Source organism: Paramixta manurensis, assembly GCF_013285385.1.
Taxonomy (GTDB): domain Bacteria; phylum Pseudomonadota; class Gammaproteobacteria; order Enterobacterales; family Enterobacteriaceae; genus Paramixta; species Paramixta manurensis.
Genome location: NZ_CP054212.1, coordinates 465,416 through 482,862 on the forward strand (window position 1 = coordinate 465,416; position 17,447 = coordinate 482,862).

Sequence of the window (17,447 nt, forward strand, 5' to 3'; positions counted from 1 at the left end):
ATTATGTTATCCCTCTATCTTGCTTCCGGTTCACCGCGTCGACGTGAACTGTTAACTCAGCTTGGCCTGCGTTTCGAGCTTATTACCACTGAGGTAGAAGAACAGCGCCGTGATGGCGAAACGGCAGAGCACTACGTGCGGCGGCTGGCAAATGAGAAAGCGCAGGCAGGCGTGGCGCGAGCGCCGCAGGATTTGCCGGTGCTGGGAGCGGATACTATTGTGGTGCTTAACGGCGAAATTCTGGAAAAACCCCGCGATGAACGCCATGCCGCCGCCATGTTGGCAAAACTCTCTGGTCAGACGCATCAGGTCATGACGGCGGTCACTCTGGCGGATAGAAATCATCAGTTAGATTGTCTGGTGACCACTGAGGTGACCTTCCGTACCCTCACCTCAGAGGATATTGCGCGCTATGTCGCCAGCGGTGAACCAATGGATAAAGCCGGTGCGTATGGGATTCAGGGCACTGGCGGAAATTTTGTCAGAAAGATTAATGGGAGTTATCACGCCGTGGTCGGATTACCGCTGGTTGAAACCGGAGAGTTATTCAGCCACTTTCAATCGTTGCGTGAGGTGAGAGGTCAAGATGACGGCTGAATTATTGGTTAACGTTACTCCGTCGGAGACGCGCGTTGCGTATATTGACGGTGGAATTTTACAAGAGATTCATATTGAGCGTGAGGCGCGGCGTGGCATCGTCGGCAACATCTACAAAGGGCGAGTAAGCCGTGTATTGCCGGGGATGCAAGCGGCATTTGTTGATATTGGCCTCGATAAAGCGGCGTTTTTGCACGCCTCCGATATCATGCCGCACACCGAGTGCGTGGCGGGAGAAGAACAGAAAAACTTCAGCGTACGCGATATTGCCGAACTGGTACGTCAGGGGCAGGATTTAATGGTGCAAGTGGTGAAAGATCCGCTGGGTACCAAAGGCGCGCGGTTGACCACCGATATTACGCTTCCTTCCCGCTACCTGGTGTTTATGCCTGGCGCCTCGCATGTTGGTGTATCACAACGTATTGAAAGTGAAAAAGAACGTGAGCGCCTGAAAGCTGTGGTGGCTGACTATTGCGATGAGCTTGGCGGGTTTATCATTCGAACTGCCGCAGAAGGCATTGGCGAGGAAGAGCTGGCGCAGGATGCGGCCTTCTTGAAACGTCTGTGGACCAAAGTCACCGAGCGTAAAAAACGCAATCAAACCCGCTGCCGGTTGTACGGTGAACTGGCGCTGGCGCAGCGTATATTGCGTGATTTTGCCGGCGCGGCGCTAGATCGTATCCGGGTGGATTCGCGTCTGACCTATGAGTTGTTGCTAGAGTTTACTGCGGAATATATCCCGGAGATGACCGCGAAACTGGAGCATTACAGCGGTAAACAGCCTATTTTTGATTTATACGATGTGGAAAATGAAATTCAACGCTCACTGGATAGAAAAGTTGAATTAAAATCAGGCGGTTACTTAATTATCGACCAAACTGAAGCGATGACCACCATTGATATTAATACGGGCGCATTTGTCGGTCATCGTAACCTCGACGAGACTATCTTCAATACCAATATTGAGGCCACGCAAGCGATAGCCCGTCAGCTACGGCTGCGTAATCTGGGCGGCATCATTATTATCGACTTTATCGATATGAGTAATGAAGAACATCGCCGACGCGTCTTGCATTCACTGGAAACCGCACTGAGTAAAGACCGGGTAAAAACTGGCATTAATGGCTTCTCGGCGTTAGGCCTGGTTGAAATGACCCGCAAGCGCACCCGTGAAAGTATTGAACATGTGCTATGTCAGGATTGTCCGGCTTGTAAAGGACGCGGCACGCTGAAGACAGTGGAAACCGTTTGTTATGAAATCATGCGTGAAATTGTGCGGGTGCATCATGCTTATGACTCTGACCGGTTCCTGGTTTACGTATCACCGGCAGTTGGCGATGCATTAAAAAGCGAAGAATCGCATGCGCTGGCTGAAGTGGAAATTTTTGTCGGTAAACAGGTCAAAGTACAAGTTGAGCCGCTTTACACGCAAGAGCAGTTTGACGTCGTAATGATGTAGGATTTGTTGATAAAAATGGGCGTCTTTTAGCCATTTCGCTTTCATAATGCGCTAAAAAAGAGATTTCGCTGGCTAATTTTGATGCGGAAGGCAAGGAGAGGTGTGTGAGGCTACTGCCGAGGATCCTGTTAATCACTGGTGCGACGTTGATTGTCATTGTCGCGCTACTGGTCAGCGCTTTGCGGTTGTTGATGCCGCATATGGATTCGTACCGTGCCTCAATACTTGATACCGTGTCTTCCGTCAGCGGTTTGCCGGTGAAAGCCAGCGCGTTGCGCGGACGTTGGGAAAATTTTGGCCCAACGCTGGATGCGCGCGATGTGAATATCGCTCTTAGCGATGGCGGCCAGTTAAAAATTGAGCGCGTGACACTGGCGCTGGATGTTTGGCAATCTTTGTTACACGCTCGCTGGCAATTTCGCGATCTGACCTTTTGGCAACTCGATCTCAATTCCCGCACGCCGTTTATTGACGCCGATAAGCAAAACAATACCTTCAAAGCCGGGCAACTTAACGATCTCTTCCTCCGGCAGTTTGACCATTTTGATCTACGCGATAGCCGGATCAGTTTTCTAACGCCTTCTGGTCAGCGAGCGGAGTTGGCCATCCCGCAACTCACTTGGCTAAATGAGAAAACGCGCCATCGGGCTGAGGGCGAGGTTAGCCTCTCCAGCTTAACCGGGCAGCACGGTGTGGTGCAGGTGCGCTTAGATCTCAGCGATGAGAAAGGGTTGTTAAATGACGGGCGTATCTGGATGCGTGCCGATGATGTGGATGTCAAACCCTGGCTGGGACGCTGGATGCACGATAACACCACACTGCAACGTGCCCGGTTTAGCCTCTCGGCGTGGGTCAATTTAAAAGAAGGCGAAGTGTATGACGGCGATATTTGGCTGAAAAAAGGCGGTGCCAGTTGGCAAGGTGAAAATCAACAGGCGCATCGTCTTGAGGTGGATAACTTAACGGCACATGTGGCGCGCTTTAATAGCGGCTGGGCTGTGAGTGTGCCGCAAACCCGCCTACGTACCGATGGCAGCGCATGGCCGAATGGGCATTTTTCTCTGTTATGGCAGCCGGAAAACGGCATTTTGCCGGGGCCAGACCATAATGAGGAGTTACGGGTTCGGGCGTCACAGTTAGATTTACAACATCTGGAGCCGCTGGTTTCGCTGTTTGCCCGGTTATCGCCGACGTTACAGGAAAACTGGCGTGCGCTACGTCCGCGTGGCGTTATTCAGGCGTTAGCGGTGGATGTACCGCTCAAACAACCGGAGCAAACGCGTTTCCTGGCGCAGTGGCAAGATCTGAGCTGGCAACACTGGAAACTGCTACCGGGCATGGAACACTTTAACGGGCGTCTTTCGGGAGGCGTAGCGCAGGGGCGGCTCGATCTCAATGTCAGCGACGCAACGCTGCCGTATGGCGACATGTTCCGGGCGCCGTTGGAGGTTGAACAGGCCACCGGAACGCTTGACTGGCAGTACAACCAGGATGCACTGAAGCTAGTCGGGAAACAACTGGATATCAAAGCCCTTTCTTTGCGTGCCCGCGGCGATTTTAGTTTTAGTCAGTCTAAGGGACAGGCGCCGCGTTTAGATATTCTGGCCGGTATCAATGTGGCCGATGCGGGTAATGCCTGGCGTTATTTTCCTGAACCCTTAATGGGTAAAGCGCTAACCAACTATCTCAGCGCGGCGATTCAGGGCGGAGAGGTTGAAAACGCAACCTTACTGTTTGCCGGTAACCCGAAACTGTTCCCGTTTAAACATAACGACGGCATGTTTGAAGTGTCGGTACCGTTACGACATTCTACCTTCGCTTTCCAGCCAAAATGGCCAGCGATTAATAATCTGGATATCGATCTGGATTTTATGAACGATGGGTTATGGATGAATGCGCGGCAGGCAATGCTGGGCAATGTGCAAGCGAATAATATCCATGCGGTTATTCCTGATTATGTGAAAGAAAAGCTGATTATAGATGGCGATATCAGTGGAGAAGGGCGCGACATCGGCAATTATTTTGAGCAAACGCCACTGAAATCCACGCTAGGCGCCGCGTTGCAAGAGTTACAACTCAGCAATAAAACCGAGGGGCATCTCAATCTGGATATTCCGTTGGATGGTGAGAAAGTGGTGGCCAGCGGTGACGTGCAGCTTAACAATAACGAATTGTTTATCAAACCGTTGAACACCACGCTCAAACAACTCAACGGACGTTTCCATTACCGCAACGGCAATTTAACCAGTGATGCCTTGCAAGCCCGTTGGTTTAATCAGCCGGTCGGCGTGACGTTCAATACCCAGCAAAACCCGAATGACTATCAAATAGGCGTAAATCTACAGGGTGACTGGCAGTTGGCGAAGTTGGACAGGTTACCGGCCGCAATTGCCAAAAAAGTGGATGGAAATGTGCCCTGGAAAGGGAATGTCGCGATTACTTTACCGTACAAAGGTAGCGCGCAATATAGCGTTGATGTGCAGGGTGATTTACAGAAAGTAAGCAGTCACTTACCTCCGCCATTAGATAAAACCGCAGGCCGTGCGGTGCCTGTTGTGGTAAATGCCAAAGGCGATCTTAAGCACTTTGATTTGAGCGGTTCAATTGCGAAACAGCACCGGTTTAATAGCCGCTGGCTACTGGAAAAACAGTTGCGGTTGGATCGCGGTATTTGGGTAAATGATGCGAAAACCACGCCGACGCTGCCCAACCAGAGCGGAATGGTGTTAAACCTGCCGCCGCTCGACGGAGGTGCCTGGCTGGGGTTGTTCGCGGGCGGAGGTCCGGGCAAAACGGGCGGGGTTTCTTTCCCGGGAAATATCACCTTACGTACACCGGCATTGACCTTGGCGGGACAGCAGTGGCATGACTTAGACGCGGTGCTGAGTCAGGGCGTCGCGGGAAGAAATGAGGTGACGCTAAAAGGACGTGAAATTAACGGTAGTCTAACGATGCCGAAAAGCGGCCCGTGGCAGGGGCATATCGCCCAACTCTATTACAACCCGCAGTGGCCAACCGGTAGCGCGGGTGCCTCACCGTTACCGCAGGATGCTTCCGATATTAATTTCAGTCGTTGGCCTGCGCTACAGCTTACCTGTGATGAGTGCTGGCTACGTGGGCAAAAATTCGGTCGTATGCGTGCGGATATTACTCCACGCAATGATGTGTTAGTACTCACTAACGGTTTGGTAGATACCGGCAGCTCGCGTTTAACGGTCAATGGCGAGTGGGTAAACCGCCCCGGCGATCGCCGTACTTCACTTAAAGGCCGATTAAAAGGCAGCAATATCAATAACGCGACCAACTGGTTCGGCGTTAATACGCCACTGCGCGATGCGCCATTTGATCTTGATTATGACCTGCATTGGCGCGCCGCACCCTGGCAGCCTTCCGTGGATTCGCTGAGCGGAGTGTTAAAAACCCATTTTGGTAAAGGGCAAATCGCTGATGTGAACACCGGCCGTGCCGGGCAACTTTTACGCTTGGTCAGTTTTGATGCCTTGTTGCGTAAGCTGCGTCTCGACTTCAGCGATACCTTTGGCGACGGTTTCTATTTCGACTCGATCAATGGCACCGCTTGGATACAGAACGGTGTGATGCGTACCGATAATCTACTGGTTGATGGGCTAGAGGCGGACATTGCCATGCAGGGCAAGGTCGATTTGGTTAGCCGCCAGATTGATATGGAAGCGGTGGTGGCGCCGGAGATTTCCGCCACCGTTGGGGTTGCCGCCGCTTTTGTGGTTAACCCGGTGGTTGGCGCAGCGGTGTTTGCTGCCAGTAAAGTCTTAGGGCCGTTGTGGAACAAGATTTCGGTGTTGCGTTACCACATCAGCGGGCCAATTGATAAGCCGCAAATTAACGAAGTGCTGCGAAAGCCGCGTGAAAAGAGCGCGAAGTGAATTTGACGGCGCTGCTGAATTGCCGCAGGCTATAACCATATTGTCACACAACGAGTGAGAAACGATGAGTCTGAATCTGGTAAGTGAGCAGTTACTAACTGCGAACAATATTAATCAGCAAGATCTTTTTACCCTTCTTGGGCAGCTTTCAGAACGTCGAGTGGATTACGCCGATCTCTACTTCCAGTCCAGCTACCATGAATCTTGGGTGCTGGAAGACCGCATTATTAAAGACGGTTCTTACAATATTGATCAGGGTGTTGGCGTCCGTGCGGTGAGCGGTGAAAAAACCGGTTTTGCCTATGCCGATCAAATTACCCTTAATGCCTTAACCCAGAGCGCGCAAGCCGCGCGTAGCATCGTGCGCGAGCAGGGGAACGGTAAGGCGCATACGTTGGCGGCGGTTAATCATCCGGCGCTTTATCCGGCGCTGGATCCTCTGCAAAGCTTAACGCGTGAAGAGAAAATTGCGCTGTTACATCGAGTAGATAGCGCAGCGCGTGCGGCGGATAAGCGCGTGCAGGAAGTCACGGCGAGTTTAAGCGGCGTCTACGAAATGGTATTGGTTGCCGCAACGGACGGCACGCTGGCGACGGATGTCCGTCCATTGGTTCGTCTCTCGATCAGCGTACAGGTCGAAGAAGACGGTAAGCGTGAACGAGGCGCCAGTGGCGGCGGCGGTCGTAGCGGTTATGCGTTCTTTTTGGCCGATGAAATGGGTGAAATTCGTGCGGAGCGCTGGGCGCGTGAAGCGGTGCGCATGGCATTGGTTAATTTATCCGCGGTCGCGGCGCCCGCCGGAACCATTCCGGTGGTGTTAGGCGCGGGTTGGCCGGGCGTATTGCTGCATGAGGCGGTCGGGCACGGCCTTGAAGGCGACTTTAACCGTCGCGGTACGTCGGTATTCAGTGGTCAAATGGGTAAGCTGGTGGCTTCTGAACTTTGTACCGTGGTGGATGACGGAACGATTGATGGTTTGCGTGGCTCGCTGGCGATTGATGATGAAGGCGTGCCGGGTCAATACAATGTATTGATTGAAAATGGCGTGCTGAAGGGCTACATGCAGGACAAACTGAATGCGCGACTGATGGGCGTTAAACCAACCGGTAACGGGCGGCGTGAATCTTATGCCCACTTGCCGATGCCGCGGATGACCAACACCTATATGTTGGCAGGGCAATCGACCCCGCAAGAAATTATCGAAAGCGTTGAATACGGTCTGTATGCGCCTAATTTCGGCGGCGGCCAGGTGGATATCACCTCCGGAAAATTTGTATTTTCTACCTCCGAGGCGTATCTGATTGAGCGCGGTAAAGTGACTAAACCGGTGAAAGGCGCGACGCTGATTGGCTCCGGGATTGAAGCGATGCAGCAGATTTCGATGGTGGGTAATGATCTGGCGTTGGATAAGGGCGTCGGAGTGTGTGGTAAAGAGGGGCAGAGCGTGCCGGTTGGCGTCGGGCAGCCGACATTGAAACTGGATAAATTGACGGTTGGCGGTACCGCTTAAACTGCTTCTTTACTGTAGTGAAGCCGGGTCTGACCCGGCTTTATTTTTTATATAAGTCGCTAATGCGTAGACTTTTAACAACACAAAAAAAATTTACCGCACAATGAGTAGTAAACTTATAGTCAGGCACGTTACTATAAGAGGCCGGGTCACCGTCTGGTTGCTCATCCCCGATCTGGATTACTTAATGCCAGCTATTCTTCATTAAGTAACGGTTCTGATTTTGTCTGACAGTTTATCTGTCGTCTGACTATCATCAATCAGTAACGTGAATACCACCTGCATTGCAGCGCGGGGCTTTGCTTTTGGCAGAACGGACTCACCCGGTACCGTTTGATTAAGGATGCAAGATGAGTGTACTCCCGGTTATTGTCATATTTGGGCTCTCGTTTCCGCCCATCTTTTTTGAAATTTTAGTGTCGCTATTGTTGTTCTGGCTGGTGCGGCGCTTACTGACGCCTAGCGGCCTGTATGATTTTGTCTGGCATCCGGCGCTGTTTAACACGGCACTTTATTGCTGTTTGTTTTACCTGGTATCCCGTCTGTTTGTCTGAGGTTTTAAGTGAAAGCTCTAATAAGAAAAATTTCGCGTTATGCCATCACCTGTGCGCTGGTCATCATCGCGGCCATCATTATTTTTCGCGCCTGGGCGTTTTATACCGAATCGCCGTGGACGCGTGACGCAAAGTTTAACGCTGATGTCGTCGCGATTGCGCCGGATGTAACGGGGTTAATCACCGATGTGCCGGTGCATGACAACCAATTGGTGAAAAAAGGTGATGTGCTTTTTATCATTGATAAACCCCGTTTCCAAAAAGCGTTAGATGAAGCGGAAGCCGACGTCGAGTACTACCAAACCGTCGCCGATGAGAAACGCCGTGAGGCCGCGCGCCGTAATAAACTGGGTATTCAGGCTATTTCGCGCGAAGCGGTTGATCAATCAAACAATGATCTGCAAACCACTGAACATCAGTTGGCGAAAGCGCAGGCCACACGCGATTTGGCGAAGCTGGATTTAGAACGTACCGTCATCCGTGCTCCTGCAGATGGTTGGGTGACCAATCTCAATGTCTATACCGGGGAGTTTATTACCCGTGGATCCACTGCGGTGGCGCTGGTAAAACAGCATTCATTTTATGTGCTGGCCTATATGGAAGAAACCAAGCTGGAAGGCATTCGTCCTGGTTTCCGGGCGGAAATTACTCCCTTGGGCAGTAACCGCGTTCTGCGTGGCACGGTGGATTCGATTGCGGCAGGTGTGACGAATAGCAGTAGTACTGTGGATGCGAAAGGGATGGCGACGATTGATTCCAACCTTGAATGGGTAAGGCTGGCGCAGCGCGTTCCAGTAAAAATTCGCCTTGATGAGCAACCCGGCAATCTTTATCCGTCGGGAACCACGGCAACCGTGGTGGTTACCGGTGAGAAAGATCGTAAAGAACGGCAGCAATCTCCACTGAGTAAATTCTTACACCGCTTGCGTGAGTTTGGTTAAGCGGAGGCATGGATGCAATTTGATCGGCTTCGTTTTCCGATAAAACTGACTTTTGCTATTGTTCTGGCACTGTTTGTCGGTTTCCATTTTAATCTGGAAACGCCACGTTGGGCGGTAATGACAGCGGCCATTGTGGCTGGAGGTACGGCGTTTGTCGCCGGGGGCGATCCGTGGTCTGGCGCGCTGCGTCATCGCGGTATGCTGCGTATTATCGGTACCTTTATTGGCTGTTTTGCTGCGGTGGCGATCATGATCGCCACCATCCGCGCGCCTGCCGTGATGCTGTTGTTGTGCTGCCTATGGGCTGGCGTGTGTGTGTGGCTCTCTTCGTTAATTAAAGTGGAAAACTCTTACGCTCTCGGCTTGGCTGGTTATACCGCGCTGATTATTGTGGTTAGCGTGAATGCTGGCAACGGCTCGCCCTTGCTGGCGCCGCAATTTGCGGTGGAGCGCTGTAGTGAAATTGTGATTGGGATAGTGTGCGCCATCTTGGCCGATTTACTCTTTTCGCCACGCACAATTAAAAAAGAGATTGATCGCGAGATCGAGACGCTCTTGCTCGATCAATACAAACTTTTGCAGCGTTGTGTCGCGCACGATGACAAAGAAGAGGTGGATAAAGCGTGGGGAAATTTAGTGCGGCGTACCACCGCGCTAAACGGAATGCGCAGCCACCTGATGATGGAGTCATCGCGTTGGCAGAAGGCCAACCGGCGCCTAAAAGCCCTCAACACGCTTTCGCTTACCTTAATTACCCAGGCATGCGAAACCTTTCTGATCCAGAATAACCGACCACATTACATTCCGCCGCAATATCGCCTGTTGTTTGAAAAAGAGATTAATAGCCTGGCGGAACTACACAAACATTTGAAAACGTTACGGCGCGTAATGAGCGCGGCGGGCAGTAAAAGTACGCCGGTGACGTTAGTCAGTTGGGTGGGAGCGGCAACGCATTATTTATTGTTGTTAAAAGGGATTCATACCAACAGTCGTATTAGTCGTATTGAGGCCGATGTGTTGAGCGGTGAGGTGGTGGTAAAGGCGCGTTCAGCAGAGACCCATCACGCGATGATCAACGGTATTCGTACCTTTGTTGCTACCGCGCTGGGCTCTCTGTTCTGGCTCTATACGGGCTGGACATCTGGCAGCGGCTGTATGGTGATGCTGGCGGTGATTACCGCGCTGGCGATGCGGGTGCCAAATCCGTTAATGATGGCGAAAGATTTTTTGTATGGCATGACGGTGGCTATCCCGCTCGGCGCGATCTGGTTTATGTTTGTGATGCCTGCCACTCAGCAGAGCATGCTCCTGCTCTCGATCGCCATGGGGTTGATGGCTTTTGTAGCCGGTATTTTTATTCAACGCCGTCAAATCGGGACGCTGGGCGCTTTTGTCGGCACGCTGAACATCCTGGTGCTGGATAACCCCATGCGGTTTGAGGTCAACGCTTTTCTGGATAGCGCGCTGGGTCAGGTGATCGGTTGCTTTGTCGCGCTGCTAGTGATCTTACTGATCCGCGATAAATCTAAGGGGCGCACCGGACGTAAACTGCTTAACCGCTTTATGTATGCAGCCGTTTCGGCGCTCACCACTAACTCGGCGCGGCGTAAAGAAAACCATCTTCCGGCGCTCTACCAGCAACTGTTCCTGTTGCTGAATTTATTCCCCGGCGATCTCAATAAGTACCGATTAGCGCTAACGCTGATCATTGCACATCAGCGTTTACGCAGTGCGGAAATCCCAGTAAATGAAGACTTGTCGGCATGGCATAAACAATTGCGTCATACTGCCGACCGGGTTATTGCTTCACGTAGCGATGATAGGCGTCGCTATTACTATCAGCGGTTATTGAGTGAGTTCGAGACTTATCAGCAAAAGCTCCTGCACTACAATGCGCCAATGGCTGTTGCTGAGCCTGTGCATCGTTTGGTTGATGTGTTGACGCGTTATCAGAATACGCTAATTCAAATCTAAATCTTCGGCCGGTCTTCCGGCCATTTGCATGGTTTTATCCCACGAAGCCGCTTGGTTCATAAAAAGCCTCCGTTTTGCCAACTATACTCAGATGTGAAAGCGTTAGCCTCTGCGCTAATGGCGTTCACTGGAAGTGAAAGCCCACATCGGTACGGGTTGTAATCATTCGGGCAGTGGTGCCCGGCTTAGCTTTGCGGAGCGGCCAGCATGAAAAAAGAGAGTTTCGATTTTGATGAGATAGTCGATCAGGCGCATTTTTATCGTCAATTTAATGAGCGGTTCACGTTGACGGAAAGGGCGGTGTTTGATTTGGATAGTCTATGGGATGTGGTAACCGAGTCATTATTACCGCTACCGGTGGAGATCGAGTTTATTAATTTGGGGTCGGGACAGAAACGCCGTTACGGCGCGCTGATTTTACTGTTTGACGAAGCTGAAGAGGAACTGGAGGGGCAATTCCACTTCAACGTTCGATAAAGGCAGTGGCAAAAAGGGCCCCGGCGAACGGGGCCAAAGGGTTCGTCAGTTGACGAGGAATTACTTATATAGCTCAGCAGTGGCGTGCCAGCTATCACCGGTGCGGGCTTCAATAATGCGATACGCACTGGCACCTTGTTGATCCGCTTTCTGTGAAAGCTGTTGGCGATAATCCATCGGTGAACCACCGACGCCGCTTACGGTAATAGTTCCCACAGATTGCAGATTTTCGGCCTGTTGGTTAGTGAGTAACTGTGCAGCGGAAGCGCCGAATGTTACCAGGGAAAGCAGGCTTAAGGTTGCAAGGGTTGTTTTGATTTTCATTTTTCATCTCCTCTTATAATCAACAACCTGCGGGCTACAACATAATGACCGGGTCGTCGATGTCGCACGGGCGGGCGCATAACCCGCGCCGTGGATATTATTTGTAAATTTCAGCGGTCGCGTGATAATTGCCATTGTTACGCGCTTCAATTACGCGGTAAGCGCTGGCGCCTTGTTCATCCGCTTTCTGTGACAGGCTCTGACGAATGCTCATCGGTGAGCCATCAATACCGCTAACGGAAATGGTACCGACAGATTGCAGGTTATCGTTGGAGACCTGTTGTTCGGTAACCAGATTGGCGGCGTTCGCGCCAAAAGAAAGTACGGAAGCCAGGCCTAAAGCAGCAATTGCAAATGTCATTTTCATGGTGATATCTCCTAAATAATGTGAGGCAACCGAAAGGGCTTAATCGCGTTTTTTATACTTGGGGTTGCCGGTTTTCATCTATGCCGTGGTAATAATTCGCTTATTTGTACAGTTCAGCCGTAACGTGGTAGTTACCATTGTTGCGTGCTTCGATAATGCGGTATGCCTTCGCACCTTGCTGATCGGCTTTTTCGCCCAGCGCTTGGTGGATATCCATCGGCGCGCCATCAATGCCGCTTATGCTAACGGTCCCGACTGACTGCATATCTTGAGCTTGTTCCGCATTAATCGATTCTGCTGCAAATGCGCCAAATGACAGGACGGAAAGAATGCTCAGGGTGGCAATAGTAGTTTTAACGTTCATGTTTATTTCCTCGTCTTCTGTTTTTATCTTTTTGTTTAGTGTGATTTGCATCACGAAAATAAGTATAGATCTAATAACGTGAGAAATTAATACTCTGCTAATAATTTTTTGAGGGGATACTTTGGTAGGGAACCACTTTTTAATAACCTATCGTTATAAAAAAAGCGTATATTTTGCCCACTTTATGTTAATTCCATGTAAAAACAGCAACATGTCGCACTTGAGCTATTCGTGCTCAATTTTGTGGTTGATCACGCTATGAGAAAAAAACTCGCTGGGAAGAACGGTGGGTTTTTAACGAAAAGGGAGCATTAACTGCTAAATGCAACGTAGTTTACGGATTAGCGGCTCGGATATTACCTGAGAGCGGCCGCATTTTAGAGAGGCCACTTGCCAGCGTAAAAAGGGTGAAAAAGTAACCGACAGGTTAACTGCCGGTTTCATTGCGGTGTCTTATAGCTCTTGTTCGAATAACACCAGAATGGCGTCGTAGAGCTGGCGGACGGTAAATTCACGCGCGGGCGTCATAAAAATGGTGTCATCCCCGGCGATGGTGCCGAGAATACCTTCCGCTTTACCGAGTGAGTCAAGCAGACGAGCGATTAACTGCGCCGCGCCAGGGCTGGTGTGGATCACGACCAACGCATCATTGTAGTCAATATCCAATACCAGGTTTTTCAGTGGGCTGGTGGTGGTGGGCACCCCTAATTCGGCCGGCAAACAATACACCATTTCCATTTTGGCGTTCCGGGTACGCACCGCGCCAAACTTGGTCAGCATACGCGAGACTTTAGACTGGTTAATATTGTCGAACCCTTCATCTTGCAGTGCGGCAACAATCTCGCCCTGAGAGCTGAATTTCTCTTCTTTAAGCAACGCTTTGAAAGCCTTAACCAGGTTTTCTTGTTTCGATGGGTTACGCATAGTCTACCGATATCAAAGTAAAATAAGGAGGCCCCGCCCGGCGGGTTATAGATTATTATGCATTTAAGTGAATGATTATGCAACTTTGCAGGCAGTAATTCCATTTAGCACTGCTGCGGGAGGCGCATTCTAACAGACTTTCTTCGCGTTGAGAATTTCTCCACCGCGCATAATGATGGGCGGGGAAGTGAAGAAATTGTTATAAAATTGATGTTGTTCTGGTGCATGTGTAGGGTGTAATGTAACCGCCGAATAATGTGCCTGCATGCTGCTACGATCGGCTCCAAACCTGTACGTAATGCGGTCAATCTCACCCGTTTACGGAGCGTCATAGATAATACGCCCGCAAAACGATGATACCGTCCTCGCTATTGCCTTCCAGGTCGATTATGGTCGTAACCAGATGGGTTCCCGGCACTTTTCTGCTCACAATAATAAGGAGTTTAGGATGAAAGTTGCAGTTCTCGGTGCAGCCGGTGGTATTGGTCAGGCGCTTGCACTTCTGCTGAAAACCCAGTTGCCCGCGGGTTCAGAACTCTCTCTGTATGATATTGCCCCGGTTACGCCAGGCGTTGCGGTAGATTTAAGCCACATCCCAACATCCGTTAAAATTGAGGGATTCAGTGGCGAAGATGCCACACCTGCATTGCAAGGCGCGGATGTGGTTCTGATTTCCGCCGGCGTGGCGCGCAAACCAGGCATGGACCGTTCTGATTTATTCAATGTTAACGCCGGCATTGTGCGTAACCTGATTGAGCAAGTGGCGAAAACCGCGCCGAAAGCGCTGATTGGTATCATCACCAACCCGGTTAACACCACGGTAGCGATTGCGGCCGATGTGCTGAAAAAAGCCGGTGTTTACGACAAAAACAAACTGTTTGGCGTAACCACGTTGGATATTATTCGATCCAATACGTTTGTTGCTGAGTTGAAAGGTAAACAGCCGACTGAGCTGAATGTGCCAGTGGTTGGCGGTCACTCAGGCGTGACGATTCTGCCGTTGCTGTCGCAGATTCCAGGCGTGAGCTTCAGCGAACAAGAAGCGGCAGATCTGACTAAACGTATTCAGAACGCGGGTACTGAAGTGGTTGAAGCAAAAGCCGGTGGCGGTTCAGCTACGCTCTCTATGGGCCAGGCGGCGGCACGCTTTGGTTTATCGCTGGTACGTGCATTACAGGGCGAAAGCAATGTCGTGGAGTGTGCCTACGTTGAAGGCGATGGCGAATATGCGCGTTTCTTCTCGCAGCCATTGCTGCTGGGCAAAAATGGCATTGTTGAGCGTAAACCTATCGGTACTTTGAGCGCATTTGAGCAGAAATCGCTGGAAGGAATGCTGGACACGCTGAAAAAAGATATTCAGCTGGGTGAAGATTTCGTTAAATAAGCCCGTCACTACTGTTGAACAATATCAAGGGAGCCTTATGGCTCCCTTCTTTGTTATTAATCGCCTGATTAATTCTGGATCGGATATTCCATTATCGTCACCGGCAAGGTGAGTTTTTGTCCGTTGCGGATAACCTGAACATTAATCACCGAGCCCGGACGGATTTCAGCCACCTGATCCATCGTTTCCTGGGCGGATATCGCCGGTTTACCGTTAACGCTAATAATGACATCGTTGGTTTGTATCCCGGCCCTGGCCGCTGGACCGCCGGCCGCCACATCACTGACGGTAATGCCCTGAATACGATCAAGGTTGCCACCCTGACCATGTAGCGGCGGCACTTCACGTCCGGTGATACCGATATAACCGCGAATAACCCGGCCATCGCGAATCAACTTATCCATAATTTTTGTGGCGAGCGGAGTAGGAATAGCAAACCCAATGCCTTCAGGCGTTTCGCCATCATTACTTTTATCGAACGAAAGGGTATTGATGCCCATCAGCTCACCCAGCGAGTTGATTAACGCGCCGCCTGAATTCCCGCGGTTGATAGAGGCGTCGGTTTGTAGAAAATTCTGTCGTCCTGAAGGGCTTAAGCCCACGCGCCCGGTGGCGCTAATAATCCCCTGCGTGACGGTTTGCCCGAGGTTATAAGGGTTCCCGACTGCCATCACGATATCGCCTACGTGTGCAGTACGCTTCGGATTAATCGGTATCACGGGTAAATTCGAGGCGGTAATTTTCAGCACTGCCAAATCTGTCAGGCTATCTGACCCGACCAACATGGCTTCTAAGAAACGCCCATCTTGCAACGCGACAATAATTTGATCGGCGCCATTAATCACATGACGATTAGTTAGAATGTACCCTTTTTCATTCATAATCACCCCCGAGCCGAGAGTGGTAATGCCGCGACTGTTGCCGCCGCCGCTGGCGCTGCGATTATAAACGTTAACCACGGCAGGAACGGCTCGGCGTACGCCCTGATTAAAGCTGAAAGGGGTCTCGTCCGCGCTGTTTTCTGGCGCAGATAATAATTTGCTGCCTGTCCTCAGCGCTGGCAAGGTCGCGAGGAGGATACCCGCAACGATCAGGCCAAAGACCACTGAACGCAAGAGTTTAAGAAACATGGTGATAAGTTATGCCGGGAAAGAACGGAAGGCAGGATAACATGAGTTGCGCGGACACACACGAGGTTGTGTCCGCGCCGTTATAGATAACGACCTAACGCAGCAGTAAATAGATACTTTCGTTTCCGCGTACTACGTTTAACGCCAGCACCGGCGGTTTAGCCGCCAATACTTTACGCATGTCGCTGAGGTTTTGAACCCGCGTACGGTTTACGGCAATGATCACGTCATCTTTTTGCAAGCCGACCTGCTCCGCCGGCGTGCCTTTAGCCACCGCATCCACTTTTATCCCTTTATTGCCATCTTTCAACTGCCCATCAGTCAGCGTCGCGCCCTGCAAGGCAGGAGACATCAGGGCGGCACTGGCCGTGGTCTGTGAGCTGGCATCAAGCTTAACGGTCACGGTCAGCGGCTTCCCTGCGCGCAGCAGGCCGAGCTTGACCTCTTGACCCGGCGGAGTGGTACCGATTTTCACCCGTAGCTCACCGAAGCTACTGATCGGTTTGCCCTCAATGGAGGTAATAATGTCGCCCGCTTTTATACCCGCATTGGCGGCGGCGGATTTCGGCATCACTTCAGAAACAAAGGCGCCGCGTTGTGCGTCAACATTAAAGGCCTTCGCGATGTCGGCGGTCATCTCGGTACCTTTAATGCCTAACTGCCCGCGTTTCACTTCGCCATACTTAATCAACTGCTGGGCCAGGTTGACTGCCATATTGCCTGGGATGGCGAAACCGATGCCAATATTACCGCCGCTGGAAGCGAGAATGGCGGTGTTAATGCCAATCAGTTCACCATTCAGGTTAACCAGCGCACCGCCGGAGTTGCCGCGGTTAATTGCCGCATCGGTCTGAATAAAGTTTTCCAGCCCTTCTAAATTAAGCCCGCTGCGCCCCAGTGCGGAGATGATACCCGAGGTCGCGGTTTGCCCCAGCCCGAACGGGTTACCGATCGCAATCGCGAAATCACCGACTTTGAGTTTATCGGAATCAGCCACTTTTATCTGAGTGAGGTTCTTCGCTCCCTGGAGCTGAATCAACGCAATATCGGTTTGCTCATCATGACCAATCAGTTTTGCGTCATATTCGCGTCCGTCACCGAGTTGCACACTGATCTTATCCGCGCCGTTTACCACATGGTTATTGGTTAACACGTACCCCTTCGCGGCATCAATAATCACGCCGGACCCGAGGCCTTCAAAAGGCTGAGGTTGACTATCGCCCGGCGCCTGACCAAAGAAACGTTTTAGCGGCTCGGGAATATCCTGACTTTGATCGTCAGTTGAAGTGCCTTCAACATGCACGCTCACCACTGCCGGTAACACCTTTTCCAGCATTGGTGCCAAACTTGGCAGCGGTTGACCCTGGATTTGAGCGGGAAGCGAAGCCACAGCCTGCGGCGCGGTGGCTAAACTCATGCCAATACTCAATGCTAACGCGCTTAACAATAATGATTTTTTCTTCATCGCTACGACGCTCTCGCTACAGAAAATGGGGGATAAATCGACGGTTACCTAACGCTTGTGACAGATTAACGGCCC

The 17,447-nt window shown here is 51.2% G+C and carries 15 protein-coding genes; 9 read left to right on the forward strand and 6 right to left on the reverse strand.

The features are described 5' to 3' along the window. The first annotated feature begins 3 nt into the window (after nt 1-3). The 8 genes from PMPD1_RS02295 to PMPD1_RS02330 all read left to right on the forward strand — a co-directional run bounded on the left by PMPD1_RS02295 (nt 4) and on the right by PMPD1_RS02330 (nt 11,414). A complete protein-coding gene (locus PMPD1_RS02295; RefSeq protein WP_173632521.1) occupies nt 4-597 on the forward strand; it encodes a Maf family protein in 594 nt (197 codons plus the stop codon). Continuing rightward, a complete protein-coding gene (gene rng / locus PMPD1_RS02300) occupies nt 587-2,056 on the forward strand; it encodes a ribonuclease G (RefSeq protein WP_173632522.1) in 1,470 nt (489 codons plus the stop codon). The genes PMPD1_RS02295 and rng overlap by 11 nt, the downstream gene beginning before the upstream one ends. A 104-nt stretch (nt 2,057-2,160) precedes the next feature. After that, entirely contained in the window at nt 2,161-5,958 is a 3,798-nt protein-coding gene (gene yhdP / locus PMPD1_RS02305; RefSeq protein ID WP_173632523.1) for an AsmA2 domain-containing protein YhdP, read from the forward strand. 64 nt (nt 5,959-6,022) lie between these two features. Beyond that, the gene (gene tldD / locus PMPD1_RS02310) at nt 6,023-7,468 is read left to right on the forward strand and encodes a metalloprotease TldD (protein ID WP_173632524.1); all 1,446 of its coding nucleotides are present in this window, start codon (nt 6,023-6,025) and stop codon (nt 7,466-7,468) included. A 350-nt stretch (nt 7,469-7,818) separates the two neighbouring features. Then, nucleotides 7,819-8,022, forward strand: a complete 204-nt coding sequence (aaeX, locus tag PMPD1_RS02315) for a p-hydroxybenzoic acid efflux pump operon protein AaeX (RefSeq protein WP_173632525.1) — start codon at nt 7,819-7,821, stop codon at nt 8,020-8,022. A gap of 8 nt (nt 8,023-8,030) precedes the next feature. Continuing rightward, a complete protein-coding gene (aaeA, locus tag PMPD1_RS02320; RefSeq protein WP_173632526.1) occupies nt 8,031-8,963 on the forward strand; it encodes a p-hydroxybenzoic acid efflux pump subunit AaeA in 933 nt (310 codons plus the stop codon). Nucleotides 8,964-8,975: 12 nt separating this feature from the next. Further along, on the forward strand, nt 8,976-10,937 hold the full coding sequence (gene aaeB / locus PMPD1_RS02325; protein WP_173632527.1) for a p-hydroxybenzoic acid efflux pump subunit AaeB: 1,962 nt from the start codon (nt 8,976-8,978) through the stop codon (nt 10,935-10,937). Nucleotides 10,938-11,144: 207 nt separating this feature from the next. After that, nucleotides 11,145-11,414: a barstar family protein gene (locus PMPD1_RS02330; protein WP_173632528.1), complete on the forward strand. Its 270-nt coding sequence runs from the start codon at nt 11,145-11,147 to the stop codon at nt 11,412-11,414. A gap of 60 nt (nt 11,415-11,474) precedes the next feature. Here the strand turns inward: PMPD1_RS02330 and yhcN (PMPD1_RS02335) are convergent, their stop codons facing one another. The 4 genes from yhcN (PMPD1_RS02335) to argR all read right to left on the reverse strand — a co-directional run bounded on the left by yhcN (PMPD1_RS02335) (nt 11,475) and on the right by argR (nt 13,393). Continuing rightward, nucleotides 11,475-11,738 (reverse strand): peroxide/acid stress response protein YhcN, encoded by a 264-nt coding sequence (yhcN, locus tag PMPD1_RS02335; protein ID WP_173632529.1) that lies wholly within the window; start codon nt 11,736-11,738, stop codon nt 11,475-11,477. A 97-nt stretch (nt 11,739-11,835) separates the two neighbouring features. Continuing rightward, nucleotides 11,836-12,105, reverse strand: a complete 270-nt coding sequence (gene yhcN, locus PMPD1_RS02340; protein WP_173632530.1) for a peroxide/acid stress response protein YhcN — start codon at nt 12,103-12,105, stop codon at nt 11,836-11,838. Between the two features lie 100 nt (nt 12,106-12,205). After that, complete coding sequence (gene yhcN, locus PMPD1_RS02345) at nt 12,206-12,469, reverse strand: peroxide/acid stress response protein YhcN (RefSeq protein WP_173632531.1); 264 nt, start codon at nt 12,467-12,469, stop codon at nt 12,206-12,208. 453 nt (nt 12,470-12,922) lie between these two features. Then, a complete protein-coding gene (gene argR / locus PMPD1_RS02350; RefSeq protein ID WP_173632532.1) occupies nt 12,923-13,393 on the reverse strand; it encodes a transcriptional regulator ArgR in 471 nt (156 codons plus the stop codon). 448 nt (nt 13,394-13,841) lie between these two features. Between argR and mdh the strand changes: the two genes are divergently transcribed. After that, nucleotides 13,842-14,777, forward strand: coding sequence for a malate dehydrogenase (gene mdh / locus PMPD1_RS02355; RefSeq protein WP_173632533.1), 936 nt, complete (start codon nt 13,842-13,844; stop codon nt 14,775-14,777). Nucleotides 14,778-14,845: 68 nt separating this feature from the next. Here mdh and degS read toward each other — a convergent pair whose 3' ends face one another. Next, nucleotides 14,846-15,907: an outer membrane-stress sensor serine endopeptidase DegS gene (degS, locus tag PMPD1_RS02360; protein WP_173632534.1), complete on the reverse strand. Its 1,062-nt coding sequence runs from the start codon at nt 15,905-15,907 to the stop codon at nt 14,846-14,848. Between the two features lie 94 nt (nt 15,908-16,001). Continuing rightward, entirely contained in the window at nt 16,002-17,372 is a 1,371-nt protein-coding gene (degQ, locus tag PMPD1_RS02365; protein WP_173632535.1) for a serine endoprotease DegQ, read from the reverse strand. Nucleotides 17,373-17,447: the final 75 nt, after the last annotated feature.

Coding starts and splice junctions, on each gene's coding strand:
- PMPD1_RS02295 (WP_173632521.1), top strand. CDS start 4: ATGTTATCCCTCTATCTTGCTTCCGGTTCACCGCGTCGACGTGAACTG.
- rng (WP_173632522.1), top strand. CDS start 587: ATGACGGCTGAATTATTGGTTAACGTTACTCCGTCGGAGACGCGCGTT.
- tldD (WP_173632524.1), top strand. CDS start 6,023: ATGAGTCTGAATCTGGTAAGTGAGCAGTTACTAACTGCGAACAATATT.
- aaeX (WP_173632525.1), top strand. CDS start 7,819: ATGAGTGTACTCCCGGTTATTGTCATATTTGGGCTCTCGTTTCCGCCC.
- aaeB (WP_173632527.1), top strand. CDS start 8,976: ATGCAATTTGATCGGCTTCGTTTTCCGATAAAACTGACTTTTGCTATT.
- PMPD1_RS02330 (WP_173632528.1), top strand. CDS start 11,145: ATGAAAAAAGAGAGTTTCGATTTTGATGAGATAGTCGATCAGGCGCAT.
- yhcN (WP_173632529.1), bottom strand. CDS start 11,738: ATGAAAATCAAAACAACCCTTGCAACCTTAAGCCTGCTTTCCCTGGTA.
- yhcN (WP_173632530.1), bottom strand. CDS start 12,105: ATGAAAATGACATTTGCAATTGCTGCTTTAGGCCTGGCTTCCGTACTT.
- yhcN (WP_173632531.1), bottom strand. CDS start 12,469: ATGAACGTTAAAACTACTATTGCCACCCTGAGCATTCTTTCCGTCCTG.
- argR (WP_173632532.1), bottom strand. CDS start 13,393: ATGCGTAACCCATCGAAACAAGAAAACCTGGTTAAGGCTTTCAAAGCG.
- mdh (WP_173632533.1), top strand. CDS start 13,842: ATGAAAGTTGCAGTTCTCGGTGCAGCCGGTGGTATTGGTCAGGCGCTT.
- degS (WP_173632534.1), bottom strand. CDS start 15,907: ATGTTTCTTAAACTCTTGCGTTCAGTGGTCTTTGGCCTGATCGTTGCG.
- degQ (WP_173632535.1), bottom strand. CDS start 17,372: ATGAAGAAAAAATCATTATTGTTAAGCGCGTTAGCATTGAGTATTGGC.